Annotated in this window: 13 protein-coding genes; 3 read left to right on the top strand and 10 right to left on the bottom strand. The window is 76.5% G+C overall.

All coding sequences use genetic code 11. The features are described from left to right. Positions 1-22: 22 nt before the first annotated feature. Complete coding sequence (gene ligA / locus IE326_RS23980) at positions 23-2131, bottom strand: NAD-dependent DNA ligase LigA (protein ID WP_190042955.1); 2109 nt, start codon at positions 2129-2131, stop codon at positions 23-25. Positions 2132-2250: 119 nt separating this feature from the next. Here ligA and IE326_RS23975 point away from each other — a divergent pair, with 119 nt between their 5' ends. Continuing rightward, the gene (locus IE326_RS23975; RefSeq protein ID WP_190042954.1) at positions 2251-3180 is read left to right on the top strand and encodes a hypothetical protein; all 930 of its coding nucleotides are present in this window, start codon (positions 2251-2253) and stop codon (positions 3178-3180) included. Further along, positions 3177-7493, top strand: a complete 4317-nt coding sequence (locus IE326_RS23970; protein ID WP_190042953.1) for a HEAT repeat domain-containing protein — start codon at positions 3177-3179, stop codon at positions 7491-7493. Before IE326_RS23975 ends, IE326_RS23970 begins: the two co-directional genes overlap by 4 nt. Here the strand turns inward: IE326_RS23970 and IE326_RS23965 are convergent. The 4 genes from IE326_RS23965 to IE326_RS23950 form a co-directional block, all read right to left on the bottom strand. After that, on the bottom strand, positions 7451-8242 hold the full coding sequence (locus IE326_RS23965; RefSeq protein WP_150226792.1) for an ABC transporter permease: 792 nt from the start codon (positions 8240-8242) through the stop codon (positions 7451-7453). The two genes, IE326_RS23970 and IE326_RS23965, sit on opposite strands and share 43 nt — an antisense overlap. Further along, a complete protein-coding gene (locus tag IE326_RS23960; protein WP_190042952.1) occupies positions 8239-9246 on the bottom strand; it encodes an ATP-binding cassette domain-containing protein in 1008 nt (335 codons plus the stop codon). Before IE326_RS23960 ends, IE326_RS23965 begins: the two co-directional genes overlap by 4 nt. Positions 9247-9325: 79 nt before the next feature. Continuing rightward, positions 9326-10168: a DUF4097 family beta strand repeat-containing protein gene (locus IE326_RS23955; protein ID WP_190042951.1), complete on the bottom strand. Its 843-nt coding sequence runs from the start codon at positions 10166-10168 to the stop codon at positions 9326-9328. A 96-nt stretch (positions 10169-10264) separates the two neighbouring features. Next, positions 10265-10786 carry a toxin-antitoxin system HicB family antitoxin gene (locus tag IE326_RS23950; RefSeq protein ID WP_150226790.1) on the bottom strand — a complete coding sequence of 174 codons (522 nt, stop codon included), beginning with the start codon at positions 10784-10786 and terminating at the stop codon, positions 10265-10267. 337 nt (positions 10787-11123) lie between these two features. On the opposite strand from IE326_RS23950, the gene IE326_RS23945 reads away from it, so the two are divergent. Further along, complete coding sequence (locus tag IE326_RS23945; protein WP_190042950.1) at positions 11124-12533, top strand: amidase; 1410 nt, start codon at positions 11124-11126, stop codon at positions 12531-12533. A gap of 10 nt (positions 12534-12543) precedes the next feature. Here the strand turns inward: IE326_RS23945 and IE326_RS23940 are convergent, their stop codons facing one another. The 5 genes from IE326_RS23940 to IE326_RS23920 all read right to left on the bottom strand — a co-directional run bounded on the left by IE326_RS23940 (position 12544) and on the right by IE326_RS23920 (position 17647). Next, positions 12544-13374, bottom strand: coding sequence for a peptidoglycan-binding domain-containing protein (locus tag IE326_RS23940; RefSeq protein ID WP_190042949.1), 831 nt, complete (start codon positions 13372-13374; stop codon positions 12544-12546). A gap of 265 nt (positions 13375-13639) precedes the next feature. Then, positions 13640-14572 carry an ABC transporter ATP-binding protein gene (locus tag IE326_RS23935; RefSeq protein ID WP_190043484.1) on the bottom strand — a complete coding sequence of 311 codons (933 nt, stop codon included), beginning with the start codon at positions 14570-14572 and terminating at the stop codon, positions 13640-13642. A 62-nt stretch (positions 14573-14634) separates the two neighbouring features. Further along, positions 14635-15732: an ABC transporter ATP-binding protein gene (locus IE326_RS23930; protein WP_190042948.1), complete on the bottom strand. Its 1098-nt coding sequence runs from the start codon at positions 15730-15732 to the stop codon at positions 14635-14637. Then, positions 15732-16718: an ABC transporter permease gene (locus IE326_RS23925; protein ID WP_190042947.1), complete on the bottom strand. Its 987-nt coding sequence runs from the start codon at positions 16716-16718 to the stop codon at positions 15732-15734. Before IE326_RS23925 ends, IE326_RS23930 begins: the two co-directional genes overlap by 1 nt. After that, positions 16715-17647 carry an ABC transporter permease gene (locus tag IE326_RS23920; RefSeq protein WP_190042946.1) on the bottom strand — a complete coding sequence of 311 codons (933 nt, stop codon included), beginning with the start codon at positions 17645-17647 and terminating at the stop codon, positions 16715-16717. The genes IE326_RS23925 and IE326_RS23920 overlap by 4 nt, the downstream gene beginning before the upstream one ends. Positions 17648-17655 lie beyond the last annotated feature (8 nt).

Genomic DNA, 17655 nt, shown 5'->3' with positions numbered 1-17655 from the left:
GGACGGGGTCCCTGGCGGGGCGTCAGACGAGGAAGTCGGCGACGAGGGCGGCGAACTCCTCCGGGGTGAGGACCGGCACCCCCAGCTTCTCGGCGGCGACCGCCTTCGAGCTGGGCTTGCCGGTGGGGGAGGGGGCGCAGACGAGGTAGGAGGTCTTGGCGTTGACGCCGCTGCCCGCCCGTCCGCCGGCCCGCTCGATGAGCTCGTTCATCTGCGAGCGGCCGAAACCGTCGAGCCGTCCGGCCATCTTCCCGGTGACCACGACGGTCTTCCCGGCGAGCGGGCCCGCCGCGGACTCCGCGGACTCCCCGCCGTCCGCGTCCCCGGCGCCTCCCGCCGCGGCGGACCGGCCCGGCCGCTCCGGTTCGGTCATGTTCACCCCGGCCGCGACCAGCTTGTCGACGACGGGGGCGAGCGCGGCCAGTTCGGCGACGATCACGGGGGCCTTCTCCGGGCCGATGCCCTCCACGGCCAGCAGGTCCTCGGCGCTCGCGGCGCGGATCGCCTCCATGGTGCCGAAGTGCTCGGCGAGCCGCCGCGACATGCGGCGGCCGGTGCCCCGGATGCCGAGCGCGCAGAACACCCGGCTCAGCGGGCGGGTCCGCGCCAGGGCGAACTGCTCGACCAGCTTCGCGCCCCGCCGCGCGCTGCCGGAGGCGGCCGTCAGCTGCTCCTCGGTGAGGACGAACAGGTCCGCCACGTCCGCGACCAGGCCCGCGTCGATCAGCGCCCTGACGTACGTCCTGCCGAGGCCGTCGACGTCGAGGACGTCGCGCCCGGCCGCGTACTCGATCAGCGGGGCGAGCGCGCAGCCCGCGCCCTTCGCGCACCGCCACCGCTCCTGGCTCTTGTCGATGTCGCCCCCGCAGTTCGGGCAGGCGGCCGGCAGCGGGACCGGCACGGCGCCGTCGGGGCGGAGTCCGACGACGGGCGCCTGGACGCGCGGGATGATGTCGCCGGCCTTGTGGACGGTCACGGTGTCGCCGAGGTGGAGGTCGCGGCGGGCGATGTCGGCCGGGTTGTGCAGGGTGGCGCGGGAGACCGTGGAGCCGTCGATCTCGACCGGGTCCAGGACGGCGGTCGGCGCGAGGACGCCCGTGCGGCCCACCTCCCAGACCACCTCCCGCAGCACCGTCTGCCGCTCCACGGCCGACAGCTTGTAGGCGATGGCCCAGTACGGGAAGCGGCTCCCCAGCCCCGCCTCGGCCTGCTCCGCCGCGCTGTTCGCCTTGACGACCACGCCGTCGATGCCGAAGGGGAGGCCGGCGCGCAGTGCGCCGATCGCCTCCACCCGCGCCTGCGCCTCGGCGATCGTGTCCACCACGTGCAGTCCGGCCGGGGTGTCGGCCGTGGTCCGGACGCCCGCCGCGGCGACGGCCGCCAGGGTCTCGGCATGCGTCGCCCCGACGGGCAGGAACGATTCACCGTCCAGGTCGACCGCTCCGTACGCCCAGAACGACATCTCCAGCCGGTACGGCCGGTCCTTCGCCCGCAGCGTGCCGGCCACCGCGTTCCGCGGGTTCGCGAACGGCGCGCCGCCGTGCGCCGCGCGCACCTCCTGCGCCGTCACGAACTGCTCCTGGGTGAACAGCACTTCGCCCCGGACCTCGAACGTCACCGGATCCGCCAGTACTTCGGGGAGTCCCGCGACCGACCCGACGACGTGGCTGACGTCCTCCCCGTGCGCGCCGTCGCCCCGGGTGACGACCTGCACGAGCCGCCCGTCCCGGTACCGGGCGGCGACGGCCGCGCCGTCCAGCTTCGGCTCGACGGTGAACCCGCCCGCCGGCTCCCGGCCGAGCCGCCGCCGCAGCGAGCCCTCCCAGGCGAGCAGCTGCTCGGGCCCGAAGACGTTGTCCAGGCTGAGGAGTCGGGTGGTGTGCGCGACGTCGCCCCCCGGTGCCGCGCCGTCGGCGACCAGCCCCGTGGGGGAGTCCGCCGCGTCGTCCGGGTGCGCCGCCTCCCACGCCAGCACCGCCAGCCGCAGCGCGTCGTACGACGCGTCGTCCAACGGGCTGCTCCCGCCCGCGTAGTAGGCGGCGGACGCGGCGCGCAAGCGGTCGAGCGCGTCCCGGTAGGAGGCGGGGGTGGACAGGGCGAAGTGCGCCTCAGCGGCGGGAAGTGCGGTCATGGACCCATCTTGGCGGGAGGGTCTGACAACGCCCTCCGGCCGCCGCCCCGCGCCCGCCGCCCACCCGCGTGCCACCCGGACGCGCCGATGCGGCAGGATGCGGGGCGGGAGGGATTTGAATGCGTTCAGAAAAGCGGTCGGGGAGTGGGGAGCGGTACGGCGACGCCGTCGCGGTCGCCACGGCGGTGCTGCTCGTCGAGGCGGTGATCGGTGCGATCGCGGCCCATGCCTGGGGGGAGACGCGGGAGGACCCCGGGGCCCCGACGGGCGCGTTCGGCCTGGCCGTCCTGGTCGTGACCGCGCCGTTCGCCCTGATGGCGGCGGCGATCGTCCTGGGGGCGGTGTCCGCCGGGCTCGTGCTGCCGCTCCTGGAGGGGGGCCGGTGGCTCGGGCGGCGGTTCTCCGGCCGCGAGGCGTGGGGGTGGGTCCCGCTCGCGGTGGGCGCGGCGAGCGCCGTGGCCGCCCTGGCCGGGTGGGCGCGGTGGGAGGCGGGGGCCGGCGACGTCCTGGCCGGGTGGGCGGTGGCGACGGCGGTCCTCGCCGTTCCCGCGCTGATCGTCCGGCGGGCGGTCCCGGCCGGACGGCCCCGCCTCCCGCTGCGCGCGCTGCTCGGCCGGGTGGCGCTGTGCGGCACGCTCGCCGCCGCCACCGTCTGGGCGGGGGCCGGGGCCGTCCTGCACGCGGGAGCCGCGTACGAACCCCCTCGGCTGGACGCCGCGCGGATCGCGGGGACCTGGTCCGACGGCGCGGGCGGCGTGCTCGACCTGGCGGCGGACGGCGGGGCCACCGCCCACCGCCTCGGCTCCTTCGTCCCGGTGGACGACGGGTGCAGCGGCACCGGCACCTGGACCTACGCCCCGGGCGGGGGCCCCTGGGCACAGGAGGTCACGGTCGCGGTCGACGGCTGCGAACCGGTCCCGTGGAGCGTCGGCGGCACCCCCGGGAGACCGAAGCTCTTCGTGTACGTGGGCGACGCCGACCTGGGGGACCGCTACGTCCTGCGCAGGGCCCCGGACGCCTCCGGCGGGGACCGTACGATGCGGGGATGAGCCCGACGACCGCCTCCCGTCCGCGCCCGAACCCCCTTCCGCCGGTTCCCGCGAGCCCCGAGGAGGCGCTCGCGGCGGCCGGGGGCGACGGGGCCCCGGCGGGGTGGCGCGCGTGGCCCGCCGACGTGCTGGTGCCGGCCGTGCGGGTGGCGCTGCTGCGGGCCGAACTCGTGCGGGACCCGGGGACGGTGGGCCGCGAGGAGCACGGCGAGGAGCTGTACCAGGCGGTCCGGGGCGTCGACGGGGGCGCCGTGGAGCGGGCCGGGGCCCTCGTCGAGGCGCTGGCGGGCGCCGGGGACGCCGTACTGGCGCGGGAGGCGCTGCGGCTGGCCCGCGAGGGGCTGCGCGCCGGAGCGCTCGCGCCGGCCTTCGTGCGCGGGGTCCTGACCGGACTGCTGGCCCCGGGCTCCGGACGGCCGGTGGACGCCGCGCTCGCCGAACTCGCCGAGCCCTGGGCCGCCGTGGAACCGCTGCCGCCCGCGCTCCTGGCCGGACTCCTCGGCACCCCCGCCGCCGGACCCGCCCTCGCCGTCGCCGCGGCCCACGGGCACGGCGGGCTCCTGTGGCGGGCCGCCGCGGACCCGGCCGCCGAACCCCTGGTGCGCCGCCGGGCCCTGGCCCTGTACGGGGGGACGGCGCACCGCGACGACGTGCCCGCCGTCCTCGCGCTCGCGGCGGAGGACCCGCTGCTGCTCGGCGGCCCCGCCGTGGACTGCCTGCGCGCCCTGCACCGGCGCGGCCACTTCGCCACCGGCCCGGACGTCCCCGCCGTGCTGGCCCTCGCGCTCGCCGACCACACGATCCCGGCCCGCGCCGTGGCCACCGTCCTCTTCACCGTACGGGGCGAACTGCTGCGCCTGCTGGTCGACACCGCGCCGGACGACCCGGCGTGGCCGCGCCGGCTCGACCTCCTCGTCGCGCTGGACGGCCAGGGCGCCCAGGACCTGCCGGTGGCCGAGGAGATCGCCCGCGTCCTGCCGCGCGCCGCCGCCCCGGCCCCCTTCCTGCGGGCCCTGCGCACCCTGCGCGCCCCCGGCACCGAGGACGCCGTCCTCGGCGCCCTCCCGGGCGCCCCCGCCGAGGCCCTCCGCGCCCTGGAGGCCGTGGGCGGCGCCCGCACGGCCCGGGTCCTGGCGGCGGCCCTCGGACTCGACGCCCCGCAGCCCGACGAAACCCTCCCGGAGGCCGGTGAAACCCTCCCGGAGACCACGAAGACCACGAAGACCAAGGAGGTCCTTCCGGAAGTCGAGCGCGCGCTGCGTCCCTTCCGGCACCACGCCCTGGAGCTGGTCTGGCTGCTCGGCACCGACCCCGGCGTCCGGCGGCGGCTGCTCGCCCGGATCGACGCGGCCGCGCTGCCCGCCCGGATCGCCGCCGGGCTCGGCGGCCCCGACGCGGACGAACTCGCCCTCCTCACCGCTCACATGGACCCGGCCGAACCCGTCGAGGCGCTGTGCCGGATCGCCGCGCACGCCGGGCCCGGCACCCTGCCCGTCCTCGCCGACCTGCTGCTGCGGATCGCGGGGGAGCGGGCCTCGGCGTGGGAGCCCGGCGGCGCGGGGGCCGTGCCCGACGCGGAGCCCGCCGTGCCGGAGGAGGCCGTCGAGGCCCTGTGCGGCCTCGGACGGCGGCTGCACGCCCGGGGCGGGATCCGGCCGGTGTGCCTGCTGGACGCCGTCGACGCCCGGGCCGCCGGGGAGGCGTTCGCCGCGGACCTGGCCCTCGGCCTCCTCGACAGGCCCGGCCTCACCTCGGGCGAACGCACTGTCCTGCTCCGGATGCTGACCGGCCTCCCGAAGGCGCCGGGCCGGCCGATCAGGGCCCGGACCCACCGGCTGCTGCGCGACCCCGACCGGCACGTGCGCAAGCACGCCGTCGCCCTCCTCGCACGCGCCGACCCCACGGACGGCGGCGAGGACGACGGCGTCGAGGCCCTGTCCGCGACGCTGCTCACCCTGACCGGCCCCGACCGGGACCCGCAGACCGTCCGCCAGACCCTGGACGCCCTCGGCGGCGCCGGCGCGCGCTGGGCGTCGGACGCCGTCACCGCCTGCCTCGGACACCCCGTCATGAACGTCCGCAAGACGGCCGCCCGCGCCCTCGCCACCACCGGGACGGCCCGCTCCGTGCCCGCGCTCCTCGACGGTCTCGGCCAGGGCGACAACCCCGGCCTGCGCGCCCTTCTCCTCGACGCCCTGCGTGCCCTCCTCGGCGACACCCTCGCCGCCGCCCTCACCGCCGCCGCGGCCCGCGCCACGGACCCCCGGACCCGCGACCGGCTCCTCGCCGCGCTCGACGAGGGCCCCGGCGAGGACCCGGCCGCGGCGGACCTGCGCCGCCTGGCGGAGGAGGGCTGGGACCCGGACACCGCCCTCCGCCTCGCCGAGCGCCGCGCACCCGGCGGCCGGGCCCCCGACCTGAGGGAGCTGCGCCCGTACCTCGCCGACTGGCTGGACCTCGCCGCCTCCTCGGCGCGGGCCCGGCGGGCCGTCCTCGCCGCGCTGCCGACCCGGATCTGCCCCCGCCCCTGGCAGGAGCACGAGCGCGGGGCGCTCGCCCGCCGCGCCACGGTCCTCCTCGACGGCCTCGCGGAGGCGGAGGGCGCGGAACGGGACGCGCTGATCGAGCTCCTGGAGGCGGTCGTGTCCCACCCGAGGCCGGGCCTTGCCGCCGAGGTCACCGCCGCCGTGCGGGCCCTGTCGCCCCGCCGCCCCGGCCGCCGCTCCACCCTCCCGCTGCTCCGGCTCGCCGGCGCGGTCGTCGTCCGCGCCGACCTCGACCGCGAACTCGCCGCCACCGCCTCGGCCCCCGACCCGGAGGCCGCCCGCGGCCGCCTGCTGCACGAGACCTTCGGCGTCGCGCCGCAGGCGGAACGCCCCTCCTGGTACGACGGACTCGCCGCCGCCGCACGGAGCACGACGGCGCTCGCCGCCCACCGGGAGCGCCCCGCCCCCGCCGGGTCGCGCGCCCTGCTGGCCGCGCTCGTCGACGTACAGGCCGACGCCCCGCCAGACGTCCGGGCCGCGCTCGTCACGTGGATGACGGAGCTCCAGCCGCTGGGGACCCCGCCGTGGACCCTCGCGGAGGACGCCCGCACCGGGGCCGCCGCGCCCCCGCCGCGCACCGCCCGCCCCGCCGACCTGGACCAGCCCCGCTCCGCCGCCCAGCGGGAACGCCTCCTCGCCCGGCTCGCCTCCGACGCGCCCGACCGGCGCGCCGCGGCGGCGCGGACGCTCCTCGCCTGGCCCGAACCCGACGCCCGCGCCGCCGTCCTCGACGCCCACCTGCGCGGCCGTGTCGACGCCCCCGCCGACCCCGCGCTCCGGGCCGCCCTGGGCCGGGCCCTCGCGGAAGCCGGCCCGGCGGCCCTGTCCGGCGACGGCGTACGGCCCGAGCGCGTCGCCCGGACCGCCGCGGACGTCGACGCGCGGGCGCTCCCGGCCCTGCTGCCGGTCCTCCTGCGCCTGTGGGAGCACGGCCCGCGGGAGGCCCGCGGGGACGCCTTCGCCGCCCTGTGGCGGATGCCCGCCGACGTCCTGGCGGCCCGTCTCGAGGACCGGATCGCGGCGGGCGCCACGGGCCTGCTCGTCCTCCTCGCCGGCCGCCCGCTGCACCGCACCCCGCTCCTCGACCGGCTGGCCGCACACCACCCGCGGGCCGGGCTCGTCCTCGTCGACGGCCCGCTGCACGGACCGGAGGCCGCCGCCCGGCGGGCCGACGCGCTCCGCGCCCTGCGCGAACGGGCCCCCGCCCCGCCGCCGGCCGCCTCCCCGCCCCCGTACGAGGAGCTGGTCGCCCTGCTGCGGTCGCCCGAGCCCCGGCGGGTCCGGCGCGCCCTGGCCCGGCTGGCCGAGCACCCCGGGGGCCCCGACCCCGCCCGCCTCGAAGAACCGCTGCGGGAGCTGCTGACCCACCCCGAGACGGGCGTACGGCTCCACGCGCACCGCACCGCGCGGGCACTGCTCGACCGGGACGCCCACCTGCGGCTGACGGAGGTCCTGCTCGACGACGCGCGGCCCGAGGTGGTGCGCGGCGCGGTCCGGGTCCTGTCACGGGCCCGCTGGAGCCCGGCGGTCCCCGCCTTCGTCGCGCTCCTCGGCCACGGCCGCCCCGTCGTGCGGAGAGCGGCGGAGGAGGCGCTCCTGCACGCGGGGACGGAGGCCGTCCCCGCGCTGCGCCGGGCCGCCTCGCACGCCCGCCCGGACCGCAGGGCCGCCTACGAGAGGCTGCTCACGCGGATCCGGGAGGCGGAGGAGAGGGGCGAGGGGACTTACTTGGGGTCCTTGGTGAAGGTCCTGCCCGACCAGACGTAGCCGAGGACCGTGAGGCCGGTGCACCAGGCGACGGCGAGCCAGCCGTTGTGGCCGATCTCCGTGCCGAGGAGGAGGCCGCGGAGGGTCTCGATGGCGGGGGTGAAGGGCTGGTACTCGGCGATCGGCCGGAACCAGCCCGGCATGGAGTCGATCGGGACGAACGCGCTGGAGATCAGCGGCAGGACGACCAGCGGCAGGGCGTTGTTGCTCGCGGCCTCCGCGTTCGGGGAGACGAGGCCCATGCCGACCGCGATCCAGGTGAGCGCGAGGGCGATCAGGGCCGTCAGGCCGAAGGCGGCGAGCCATTCGAGGGGGGTGGCGCCGGTGGAGCGGAAGCCGATCGCGACGGCGACCGCGCCGACGAGGAGCACGCTCATCAGGCACTGGAGGACGCTGCCGGCGACGTGGCCGACGAGGATCGAGGGGCGGTGGATCGCCATGGTGCGGAAGCGGGCGATGATCCCCTCGGTCATGTCGTTGGCGACGGACACCGCCGTCCCCACCGCCGTGCCGCCCACGGTCATCATCAGGATGCCGGGCACCACGTAGGCGATGTACGCGGAGCGGTCCGCGCCGCCGCCCATGCCGGCGCTCATCACGTCGCCGAAGACGTAGACGAAGAGCAGCAGCATCACCACGGGCGTGAGCAGCAGGTTGAGGGTGAGCGAGGGGTAGCGGCGGGCGTGCAGGAGGTTGCGGCGGAGCATCGTGGACGAGTCGCGGACGGCGAGGGACAGGGTGCTGCTCATCGGGCGGTCTCCTTCGGCTGGGCGGGGGCGGTGGGGTCGGTCGTGCCGGTGAGGGCGAAGAAGACGTCGTCCAGGTCGGGGGTGTGCACGGTGAGTTCGTCGGCCTCGACGCCGGTGGAGTCCAGCCGGTCGAGGACGGCCCGCAGTTCGCGCTGGCTGCCGCCGCTGGGGATCTGGAGGGTGAGGGTCTCGTCGTCGCGGGTGACCTCCCGGAGGGCGTCGGCCGCGGCGCGGTAGGTGTCGGGGTGGGTGAAGCGGAGGCGGACGTGGCCGCCGGGGATCTGTCGTTTGAGCTGTTCGGGGGTGCCTTCGGCGACGATGCGGCCGTTGTTGAGGACGGCGACGCGGTCGGCGAGTTCGTCGGCTTCTTCGAGGTACTGGGTGGTGAGGAAGACGGTGACGCCGTCGGCGACGAGTCCGCGGATGATCTGCCACATGTTGTGGCGGGAGCGGGGGTCGAGGCCGGTGGTGGGTTCGTCGAGGAAGATGATCCTGGGGCCTGCGACGAGGGTCATGGCGATGTCGAGGCGGCGTTTCATGCCGCCGGAGTAGGTGGAGGCGGGCTTGTGGGCCGCGTCCGTGAGGTCGAAGCGGGCGAGGAGTTCGGCGGCGGTCCTGCGGCCCTCCTGCCGGGGCAGGTGGTGGAGGTCGGCCATGAGGAGCATGTTCTCCTCGCCGGTGATCAGGCCGTCGACGGCGGAGAACTGTCCGGTGACGCCGATCGCGGCGCGGATCCGGTGGGCTTCGCCGGCGAGGTCGTGCCCGGCGACGCGGACCCGCCCGGCGTCGGGGGTGATGAGGGTGGAGAGGATCTTCACCGCGGTCGTCTTGCCGGCGCCGTTCGGGCCCAGCAGGGCGAAGACGGTGCCCTGCGGGACGTGGAGGTCGACCCCGCCGAGGACGGCCTTGTCGCCGTACGACTTGCGCAGACCGGTGGCGGCGATGGCGGCGGGGGCGGATCCGCCACCTGCCTGACTGGGCATGGGCATGACAGAAGAAGGCATGGGGCCCTCCGATCGAAGGGTGGAAGGGGAAGGGGAAGGGTAAGGGGGAGCGAGGGGCGGGCCCGTGGGGAGAGAGGGGTCAGGCCCGGGCGCGGCGGATGTCGATGTTGCCGTGGCGGGTGCGGGCGCGGACCTTGACGGTCTCCTCGCTCTCCTCCGGGGCGCCGGACGCGGTGAGGCCGTTGCGCACCTGGCCGGAGCCGGAGACGGCGTCGAGCCACGCGGCCGTGCCCTCCCGGACGCCGACCTCGATGGCGCCGTAGCTCGTCTCCAGCTGGACGGTGCCGCGGACGACCTCGCCGATGCGCACGGTGCCGTGCGCGGTGGTGGCGGTGACCGAGTCCTCGGCGCGGTCGACCGTGATGTCGCCGTGGGCGCCGCTGACCCGCAGCTCGCCGGTGACGGCGCCGACGGTGGTGGTGCCGTGCGAGTTCTTCAGGACGGCGGGGCCGTCGACCAGGCCGACGCGCACGCTGCCGGAGCTGGTGGTGATCTCGGCCGGTCCGTCGACGCGGTCGACGCTGATCGAGCCGTGCGAGGCGGTCAGGTGCAGCGGGCCGGTGGCGTCGAGGCGGACGTCGCCGGACGAGGTCTTCACGCGGACCTCGCCGAACCGGCCCTCGCCGAGGACCTGGGTCCAGGCGCCGGTCAGCTCGATCCGGGAGTCCGCCGGCAGCTCGACCGTCACGTCGACGACGCCGGTGCGGCCGAAGAGGTTCGACTTCGGGGTCCGGACGGTCAGGACGCCGTTCACGCAGGAGACCTCGGTCTGGTCGGCCGCCCGCACGTCCAGGTCCTTCTTCGGGTTGCGCGGCACCACCTGGACGACCGTGTCCGTGCGGTCGCCGGCGATGAACTGGATGGAACCGGCTTCCACGCGCGCCGTGGCCGAGATCGGTGCGGGAGTGTCGTAAGAAGGCATGGCTGTCCCGTCCTCTTGGGTCTCTGGGGCGTCCCTGCTGGTGGGACGTGGTGTGGGTGGAGTGGTGCGGGTGGGGCGACGGACCGGCGGGGCGGGCTAGCGCACCCAGCCGGTGATGCTCTGGCCGATGGTCCGGGGCTTCTCGGCCGGGCGCGGCCGGGCGCCACCGCCGTCGACCGCCGCCGACACGGCCCGTACCAGCCAGGCGTTGACCGACAGGCCCTCGCGGCTCGCGGCCTCCTCGGCCCGTGCCTTGAGGTGGGCCGGCAGGCGCAGGTTCACGCGGGCGACGGCGCCCTCGTCCCCCTCGGGGACGGCCGGCGCGGCGAACGGCCCGGCGGGCTCCGCGGGTTCGGCGGGGGCGCCGCTGTCGGCGGGCGGCCGCGTCACCACGAAGTCCGGGTCGAGACCGCGGAGCCGTACGTCGACCGAACCGGGGGCGATCTCCCGGGTGATCTCGTCGGTGGCGGCGGAGAGCACGTGGAGCATGGTGAGGCGGGCCGCCGACTCCAGGGGGGCGGTCAGTCGCTCGGCCAGCTCGCGGGCTTCGTCGCCACCGGCTTCGGCGGCCACCGCGAGTTCGCGGCGGAGGCTGTCGACATACGGGGTGAGGTCCATGACGTCATCATGGCACCTTTATAGCGCCATGTGCAACCCCAAGTGACGCCACACGGCGCCGAATGGCGTCAAATGGCGCCAATGGTGGCGTCGAGTGGTGTCGGATGGCGCCAGGGGGGTGTCATGGGGCGCCAGGGGATGTCATGTGCGGCGGCGCACCGGAAGGGCTCGGCGGGCCGGAAGGGTTCGGCCGGCCGGGAGGGGCTGGGGCTCCGCGGCAACGCCGGGCGGCTCCCGGGGCGTTGGGCCCGCGCGGCGGCCGCCCCGCCCTCGCGTGTTACCCGTGGGTACGTCATGATGGCGGCATCCATCCACGACCCCGGGGGCTGAGGCAGCGGTGAGCGACGAGAAGCGGAACACGGTGCACGCCTTCCGGGACGACTCCCTCGGGGAGCACGACGCCGTCGGGCTCGCGGAGGCGATCCGGCGGCGCGAGGTGAGCCCCGGCGAGGCCGCCAGGGACGCGGTCGCCCGGCTGCGGGCGGTCGCGGAGCTCAACGCGGTGCAGGTCCCGCTGGACCCGCCGGAACTGCGCGGCGGCACCGGCGGGGTCTTCGCGGGCGTCCCCACCCTGATCAAGGACAACACCGACTACGCGGGCCTGCCCACCGGCCACGGCAGCGCCGCCTTCACCCCGCGCCCGGCCCGCCGGCACGCGCCCTTCGTCCGGCAGTTCCTCAGCACCGGCGTCACCGTCCTCGGCAAGACCCGGTTGCCCGAGTTCGGCTTCAGCCCGGCCACCGAGTACGAGGACGCCGAGCCGGTCCGCAACCCGTGGCACACCGGCCACTCGGCGGGCGGCTCCTCCGGCGGCGCCGCCGCGCTCGTCGCCGCCGGGGCCGTCCCCCTCGCCCACGCCAACGACGGCGGCGGCTCCATCCGCATCCCCGCCGCCTGCTGCGGACTCGTCGGCCTCAAGCCCACCCGGGGCCGGGTCGTCGGCAACGACCAGAGCCGGCGCCTGCCCGTCGACCTCGTCGCCGACGGCGTCGTCACCCGCACCGTCCGGGACTCCGCCGCCTTCCTCGCCGCCGCCGAACGCTACCGGCGCAACCCGAAGCTCCCCCCGGTCGGCCTGGTGGAGGGCCCCTCGGACCGCAGGCTGCGCATCGGCTTCCTGCTGGACTCGCCGAACGGCGTCCGCTGCGACGACGACACCCGCGCCGCCGTCACCGACACCGCCGCCGTCCTCCGGGGCCTCGGCCACGACGTCACTCCCGTCGGGATGGACCTCGACCCCCGCTTCACGGAGGACTTCCTCACGTACTGGGGCATGCTCTCCTTCCTCCTCGGCGCCACCGGCCGCACCCTCGGCGAGGGCTTCGACCGGCACCGCATGGACGGCCTCAGCCGGGGACTGCGCGAGGAGTACGTGAAGCGCTGGCGGGACACGCCGGGCGTGCTGCGGCGGCTGCGGCGGACCCGGGAGGCGTACGCGGCGGCCTTCCGGGGCCTCGACCTCGTCCTCACCCCGGTCCTCGCCCACACCACGCCCCCCATCGGCCGCCTCAGCCCGGCCGTCCCCTATCCGGTGCTGGTCGAGCGGATCCTCGCGTACGTCGCCTACACCCCGGTCGACAACGTGGTGGGCACCCCGTCGATCTCGCTCCCCAGCGCCCGCACCACCCCCGACGGCCTGCCGGTCGGCGTCCTCCTCTCCGGCCGCCCCGGCGCCGAACGCACCCTCCTGGAGGCCGCGTTCGCCCTGGAGGCGGAGCGCCCCTTCCGCCGCGTCCAGGACATCTGACCCCGGGGGCTCAGGGGGCGGTCCCGAGCAGCGCGGCCAGCGTCCGCGGGCCGCACACGCCCGGCCGCTCGAAGATGCCCCGGGACCACTGGAACTGGATCACTGCCTCCTGCACCTCCGTGCCGAAGACGCCGTCGAGCGGACCCCCGTACAGCCCGGCCCGCCGGAGCGCGGCCTGGACCTCCACGACGACGGGCCCGCTGCTGCCGAGGCCGGGTCCGTCCTCCGGGCCGGCGGACGGCAGGGGAGGCCCCGGGTCCGTGACCGGAGGGGAGACGGGCGGGGCGGCGGGGGTGTGCGGCACGGAGCGCGTCGGCGGGGGAGCCTGCGGGGGCGCGCTGCTCGCCGGCGCGGCCGGGGCCGTCGTGCGGACCGGCGGCGCGGTCGCCGTCCGGGTCGCCGGAGGGGGAGTCGTACGGGGCGGGGCCGGGCGGGTCGGGGGCGTACGGGTCGGCGCGGGGGTCGGCCCGGCCGTGTCCGCCGGGTCGGGTGCGGGGCCCGGCGGGGGCGGCAGGGGCAGGTCCGGCATCGAGACGGTGGGATCGGCGGGACCGGGCGCGTCCGGCCGGGCCGCGAGGTAGACCGGGAGGGCCGCGCCGATCCCGGCGACCAGCACTCCCACGAGCAGCGACGGGAGGGGGAAGGCGCGCCGCCGCGCGGGCGCGTGCCGGCCGCCCCGCCGGGGGGCCGCGGGCACGGCGGACGGCGGCTGGGTGCGGTCGAAGAGCGCGAGGTCCTGCTCCCGTGCCTCCGGGCCCCCGTGCCCGCTGGTGGCGACCTGGCCGAAGACGGGGTGAGGGGGAGGGGTGACCGCTGGGGGCGGGACGGTCCGGTGGCGCATCGAGGGCTCCAGGGGAGGGGAAACCGTGCGGGATGCGGAGAAGCCGTGGCGGAGTGGCGAATCCACGGAGATTTTGATCGCCGGTCAAAGAGAGCGTCAACTGTGGACGAGGGGGCGGAAAAAGGGGCGTTCGCGACCTGACTCCTTAAACGATTCTTAACGCGTGACGCAGCTCACAGGGGAAGGGGGCTCGTGCATGCGCACGAGCCCCCGTGCCGGTCCGGGCGTCGCCCCCGCTCCCCGGGGGCCGGCGCCGGAGGGGCCGTCAGTCCTGTTCCGGGAAGTGGCAGGCCACCTCCCGGGGTTCGCCCGCCGCGAGCGGACGCAGGACCGGCGCCTCGGCGCGGCAGACCGCCTGCGCCTTCGGGCAGCGCGGATGGAAGGTGCAGCCCGGCGGGGGAGCGGCCGGGCTCGGCGGGTCGCCGAGGAGTGTGATGCGCTCGCGGGCCCGTTCCGCCGCCGGGTCGGGCAGCGGCACGGCGGAGAGCAGCGCTCGGGTGTAGGGGTGGGCGGGGGTCCCGTACACCCGGTCCTTGGCGCCGATCTCGACGATCCGCCCGAGGTACATCACCGCGACCCGGTCGCAGACCCGCTTCACCACCGACAGGTCGTGGGCGATGAACAGGTAGGCCAGGCCGAGTTCCGCCTGGAGCCGCTCCATCAGGTTGACGATCTGCGCCTGCACGGAGACGTCGAGCGCGGAGACCGGCTCGTCGGCGACGACCAGCCGCGGCCCGGTCGCGAGCGCCCTGGCGATGCCGATGCGCTGCGCCTGCCCGCCGGAGAACTCGTGCGGCCTGCGGTCGGCGTGCTCGGGGATCAGCCCGACCAGCTCCATCAGCTCCACCGCCCGCTTGCGCGCCTCGGCCGCCGAACTCCCCTGCACCAGCAGCGGATCGGCGATGATCCGGGCCACCGTCTGCCGGGGGTTGAGGGAGGAGTGCGGGTCCTGGAAGACCATCTGGATCTCGCGGCGGAGCGGTTTGAGGGCACGCTGCGAGAGGTGGGCGATGGGCCGGCCGTCGTACTCGACGGAGCCCGCGGTCGGCTCCAGGAGCCGGACGATCATCCGGCCGGTGGTCGACTTGCCGCAGCCGGACTCGCCGACCAGGCCGAGGGTCTCGCCCGCCGCCAGGTCGAAGCCGACCCCGTCGACGGCCCGCACCGGCGCCGAACGGCGCCGCCCCGGGAAGGTCATGGCGAGGTCCCGCACCCGCAGCAGCGGCGCAGCCGGCTCCGGGTCGGGGAGGGTCGTCGTGGTCACGGGGCGGTCGTCCCTTCGTGCGCGGCGACGGCCGGGAAGGCCGCGAAGTGGCAGGCGGCGGTGTGGCCCCCGAGGACCCCGGGTGCGCCGGAGACGCCAGGGGCCCCGGGGACTCCCCCGCCCCCGGCGGCTTCCGGGCCCCCGGCCCCGCCGAGCGCCGGCCGTTCGGTCGCGCACCGGGCGCGTTCCTCCTCCGTGCCGGCCGCCGCGCGGGCGCAGCGGGGGGCGAAGGCGCAGCCGGGCGCGGGGTCGAGGAGGGACGGCGGGCTGCCGGGGATGGCCCGCAGCGGCACGTCGTCGGGGTCGTCGAGCCGGGGCAGCGAGTCGAGCAGCCCGCGGGTGTACGGATGCGCGGGGGAGGCGAACAGGGCTTCCACCGGGGCCTGTTCGGCCGCCCGCCCGCCGTACATCACCAGCACCTCGTGGGCGACCCGGGCCACCACCCCCAGGTCGTGGGTGATCATGACGACGGAGAGCCGGCGCTCCTGCTGGAGCCGGGCGAGCAGGTCGAGGATCTGGGCCTGCACGGTGACGTCGAGCGCGGTCGTCGGCTCGTCGGCGATGAGCAGGTCCGGTTCGCAGACCAGCGCCATCGCGATCATGACCCGCTGGCGCATGCCGCCGGAGAACTGGTGCGGGTACTCCCCGGCCCGGCGCCCCGGCTCCGGGATGCCGACCTCGGCGAGCGCCTCGACCGCGCGGGCGCGGGCGACGGCCCGCCGGGTGCCGAAGTGGACCCGGTGGTGCTCGGCGATCTGCTCGCCGACGGTGTAGTAGGGATGGAGGCTGGACAGCGGGTCCTGGAAGATCATCGCCATCCGCCGGCCGCGCAGCCGGTTCAGCTCCCGGTCGGGCAGGCCGACGAGTTCGCGTCCGTCGAGGGCGACGGAGCCGGTGACCTCGGCGCCGGTGTGCAGGCCCATGACGGCGAGCGAGGTCACGGACTTGCCGGAGCCGGACTCGCCGACGATGCCGAGGGTGCGGCCGTGCGGCACGTCGAAGGAGAGGGAGTCCACGGCCCGGACGGGGCCGCGCGGGGTGGCGAAGGTGACGCCGAGGTCCCGGACGGACAGGAGCGGGGCGGGGCCGGCCATCAGTACCTCACTCGCGGGTCGACGACGGCGTACAGCAGGTCCACGGCCAGGTTGGCGACGACGATGAAGGTGGCGGCGAGCAGCGTCACCCCGAGGATGACGGGCTGGTCGCCGGTGGTGAGCGCGCCGTAGAAGAGCCGTCCGACGCCCGGCAGTCCGAAGAGGGACTCGGTGATGACGGCGCCGGCGAGGAGCCCGCCGAGGTCCATGCCGAAGACGGTCAGGATCGGGGTCATGCCGGCCCGCAGACCGTGCTTGACGACGACCGTGCGGCGCGGCAGGCCCTTGGCGCGGGCGGTGCGGATGTACGGCTCCGCCATGGACTCGATCATCGAGCCGCGGCTCTGCCGGGCGTACATGGCCGCGTAGAGCACGGCCAGCGCCAGCCAGGGCAGCAGCAGGTTGGCGGCCCAGGACGCCGGATCGGAGGTGAAGGGCACGTAACTCGGGTAGGGCAGCAGGCCGGTGAGCCGGATGAACCCGTAGATGAGCAGCACCGAGGTGAAGTACACCGGCAGGGAGGCGGCGGCGACCGCGCCGACCATGAGGGCCCGGTCGGTCAGGGTGTCCTTGCGGAGCGCGGCCGTCACCCCGGCGGTCAGGCCGAGGGCCAGCCACAGCACGGCCGCGCCGACGGCGAGCGAGGCGGAGACCGGCAGCCGGTCCACCAGCAGGTCCCAGACGCCCTCGCTGTTCTCGTACGAGTAGCCCAGGCACGGGAAGTCGCAGCGCAGGGCGTACTGGCCGGTGCCCGTGGTGCGGCCGGTGAAGATGCCGGTGACGAAGTCGGTGAACTGGCGCCACAGCGGGGCGTCCAGGCCCATGTGGGCGCGGATCGCCTCCAGGCGCTCGTCGCTGCACGCCTTGCCGCAGGCCGCGGCGGCCGGGTCGGAGGGCAGCACGTAGAAGATGGTGAAGGTGACGGCGGCGATGGCGAGGAGGACGCCGGCCACGCCGAGGAGCCGGCGGCCGAGGTAGAGGATCACGTACGGCCCCCTCGCGGGTCGAGGACGTCGCGCAGGGCGTCGCCGATGAGGGTGAACGCGAGCACGGTGAGGAAGAGGCAGAGGCTGGGGACGAGGAAGTACATGGGGTCCGTGTCGTAGTAGGCGACGCTCTCCGCGATCATCTGGCCCCAGGACGGGGTGGGCGGCCGGACGCCGACGCCGAGGTAGCTGAGGGCGGCCTCGGTGGCGATCATGCCGGGGACCATCAGCGTGGTGTACGCGATGACGGGCCCGGCGACGCCCGGGAGGACGTCGCGGGCGAGGATCCGCCAGGGGCCGGAGCCGCCGACGCGGGCCGCGTCGACGTACTCGCGGTGCTTGAGCGAGAGGGTCTGGCCGCGGACGACCCGGGCGACGCCGGGCCAGCCGAAGAGGCCGATGACGAGGATCATCAGGAGGGTCCGGTTCGCGTCCCGGGCCACCGACATCATCGCGATCATGAAGATGAGGGAGGGGAAGGACATCGTCAGGTCCATCAGCCGGGACAGGACGGCGTCGGCCCGGCCGCCGAAGTAGCCGGCGGCGATGCCCGCGGCGACCCCGGCCACCACGACGATCGCGGTGGCGGCGAAGGCGATCAGCAGCGAGACCTGGGCGCCGTGCACGACCCGGGCGAACAGGTCGCGGCCGGTGATGGGTTCGACGCCGAGCCAGTGCTCGGCGGAGACCCCGCCGAGCGGCCCGATCGGCAGGCCGCCGAGGTAGGGGTCGACGGCGGACTTGTCGAACTCCTCGGGGCCCCAGCCGCCCAGCGCGCCGATCAGCGGGGCGGCGACGGTCATCAGGGCGAAGAGGACGACGACGGCGAGGGAGACCTTGAGGGAGGTGCGGCGGCGGAGTTCCGCCCGGACCGCCCGCCAGGCCCCGTCGCCCCCGTGCACCGGGGGTGGGGTGGTGGTCGTGGTCATGGGAGGGG

Origin of the sequence: Streptomyces filamentosus, from assembly GCF_014654895.1 — a bacterium.
In the GTDB taxonomy this organism is placed as follows: Bacteria; Actinomycetota; Actinomycetes; order Streptomycetales; family Streptomycetaceae; genus Streptomyces; species Streptomyces filamentosus.
The sequence above is the reverse complement of the archived record's forward strand: the minus strand, read 5'-3'. Positions and strand labels throughout refer to the sequence as shown.

What these genes read in the sequence shown, in the direction of transcription:
- IE326_RS23970 (WP_190042953.1), top strand. Translation starts at nt 3,177, where the DNA reads ATGAGCCCGACGACCGCCTCCCGTCCGCGCCCGAACCCCCTTCCGCCG.
- IE326_RS23960 (WP_190042952.1), bottom strand. Translation starts at nt 9,246, where the DNA reads ATGCCTTCTTCTGTCATGCCCATGCCCAGTCAGGCAGGTGGCGGATCC.
- ligA (WP_190042955.1), bottom strand. Translation starts at nt 2,131, where the DNA reads ATGACCGCACTTCCCGCCGCTGAGGCGCACTTCGCCCTGTCCACCCCC.
- IE326_RS23950 (WP_150226790.1), bottom strand. Translation starts at nt 10,786, where the DNA reads ATGGACCTCACCCCGTATGTCGACAGCCTCCGCCGCGAACTCGCGGTG.
- IE326_RS23930 (WP_190042948.1), bottom strand. Translation starts at nt 15,732, where the DNA reads ATGGCCGGCCCCGCCCCGCTCCTGTCCGTCCGGGACCTCGGCGTCACC.
- IE326_RS23940 (WP_190042949.1), bottom strand. Translation starts at nt 13,374, where the DNA reads ATGCGCCACCGGACCGTCCCGCCCCCAGCGGTCACCCCTCCCCCTCAC.
- IE326_RS23920 (WP_190042946.1), bottom strand. Translation starts at nt 17,647, where the DNA reads ATGACCACGACCACCACCCCACCCCCGGTGCACGGGGGCGACGGGGCC.
- IE326_RS23935 (WP_190043484.1), bottom strand. Translation starts at nt 14,572, where the DNA reads ATGACCTTCCCGGGGCGGCGCCGTTCGGCGCCGGTGCGGGCCGTCGAC.
- IE326_RS23965 (WP_150226792.1), bottom strand. Translation starts at nt 8,242, where the DNA reads ATGAGCAGCACCCTGTCCCTCGCCGTCCGCGACTCGTCCACGATGCTC.
- IE326_RS23975 (WP_190042954.1), top strand. Translation starts at nt 2,251, where the DNA reads ATGCGTTCAGAAAAGCGGTCGGGGAGTGGGGAGCGGTACGGCGACGCC.
- IE326_RS23955 (WP_190042951.1), bottom strand. Translation starts at nt 10,168, where the DNA reads ATGCCTTCTTACGACACTCCCGCACCGATCTCGGCCACGGCGCGCGTG.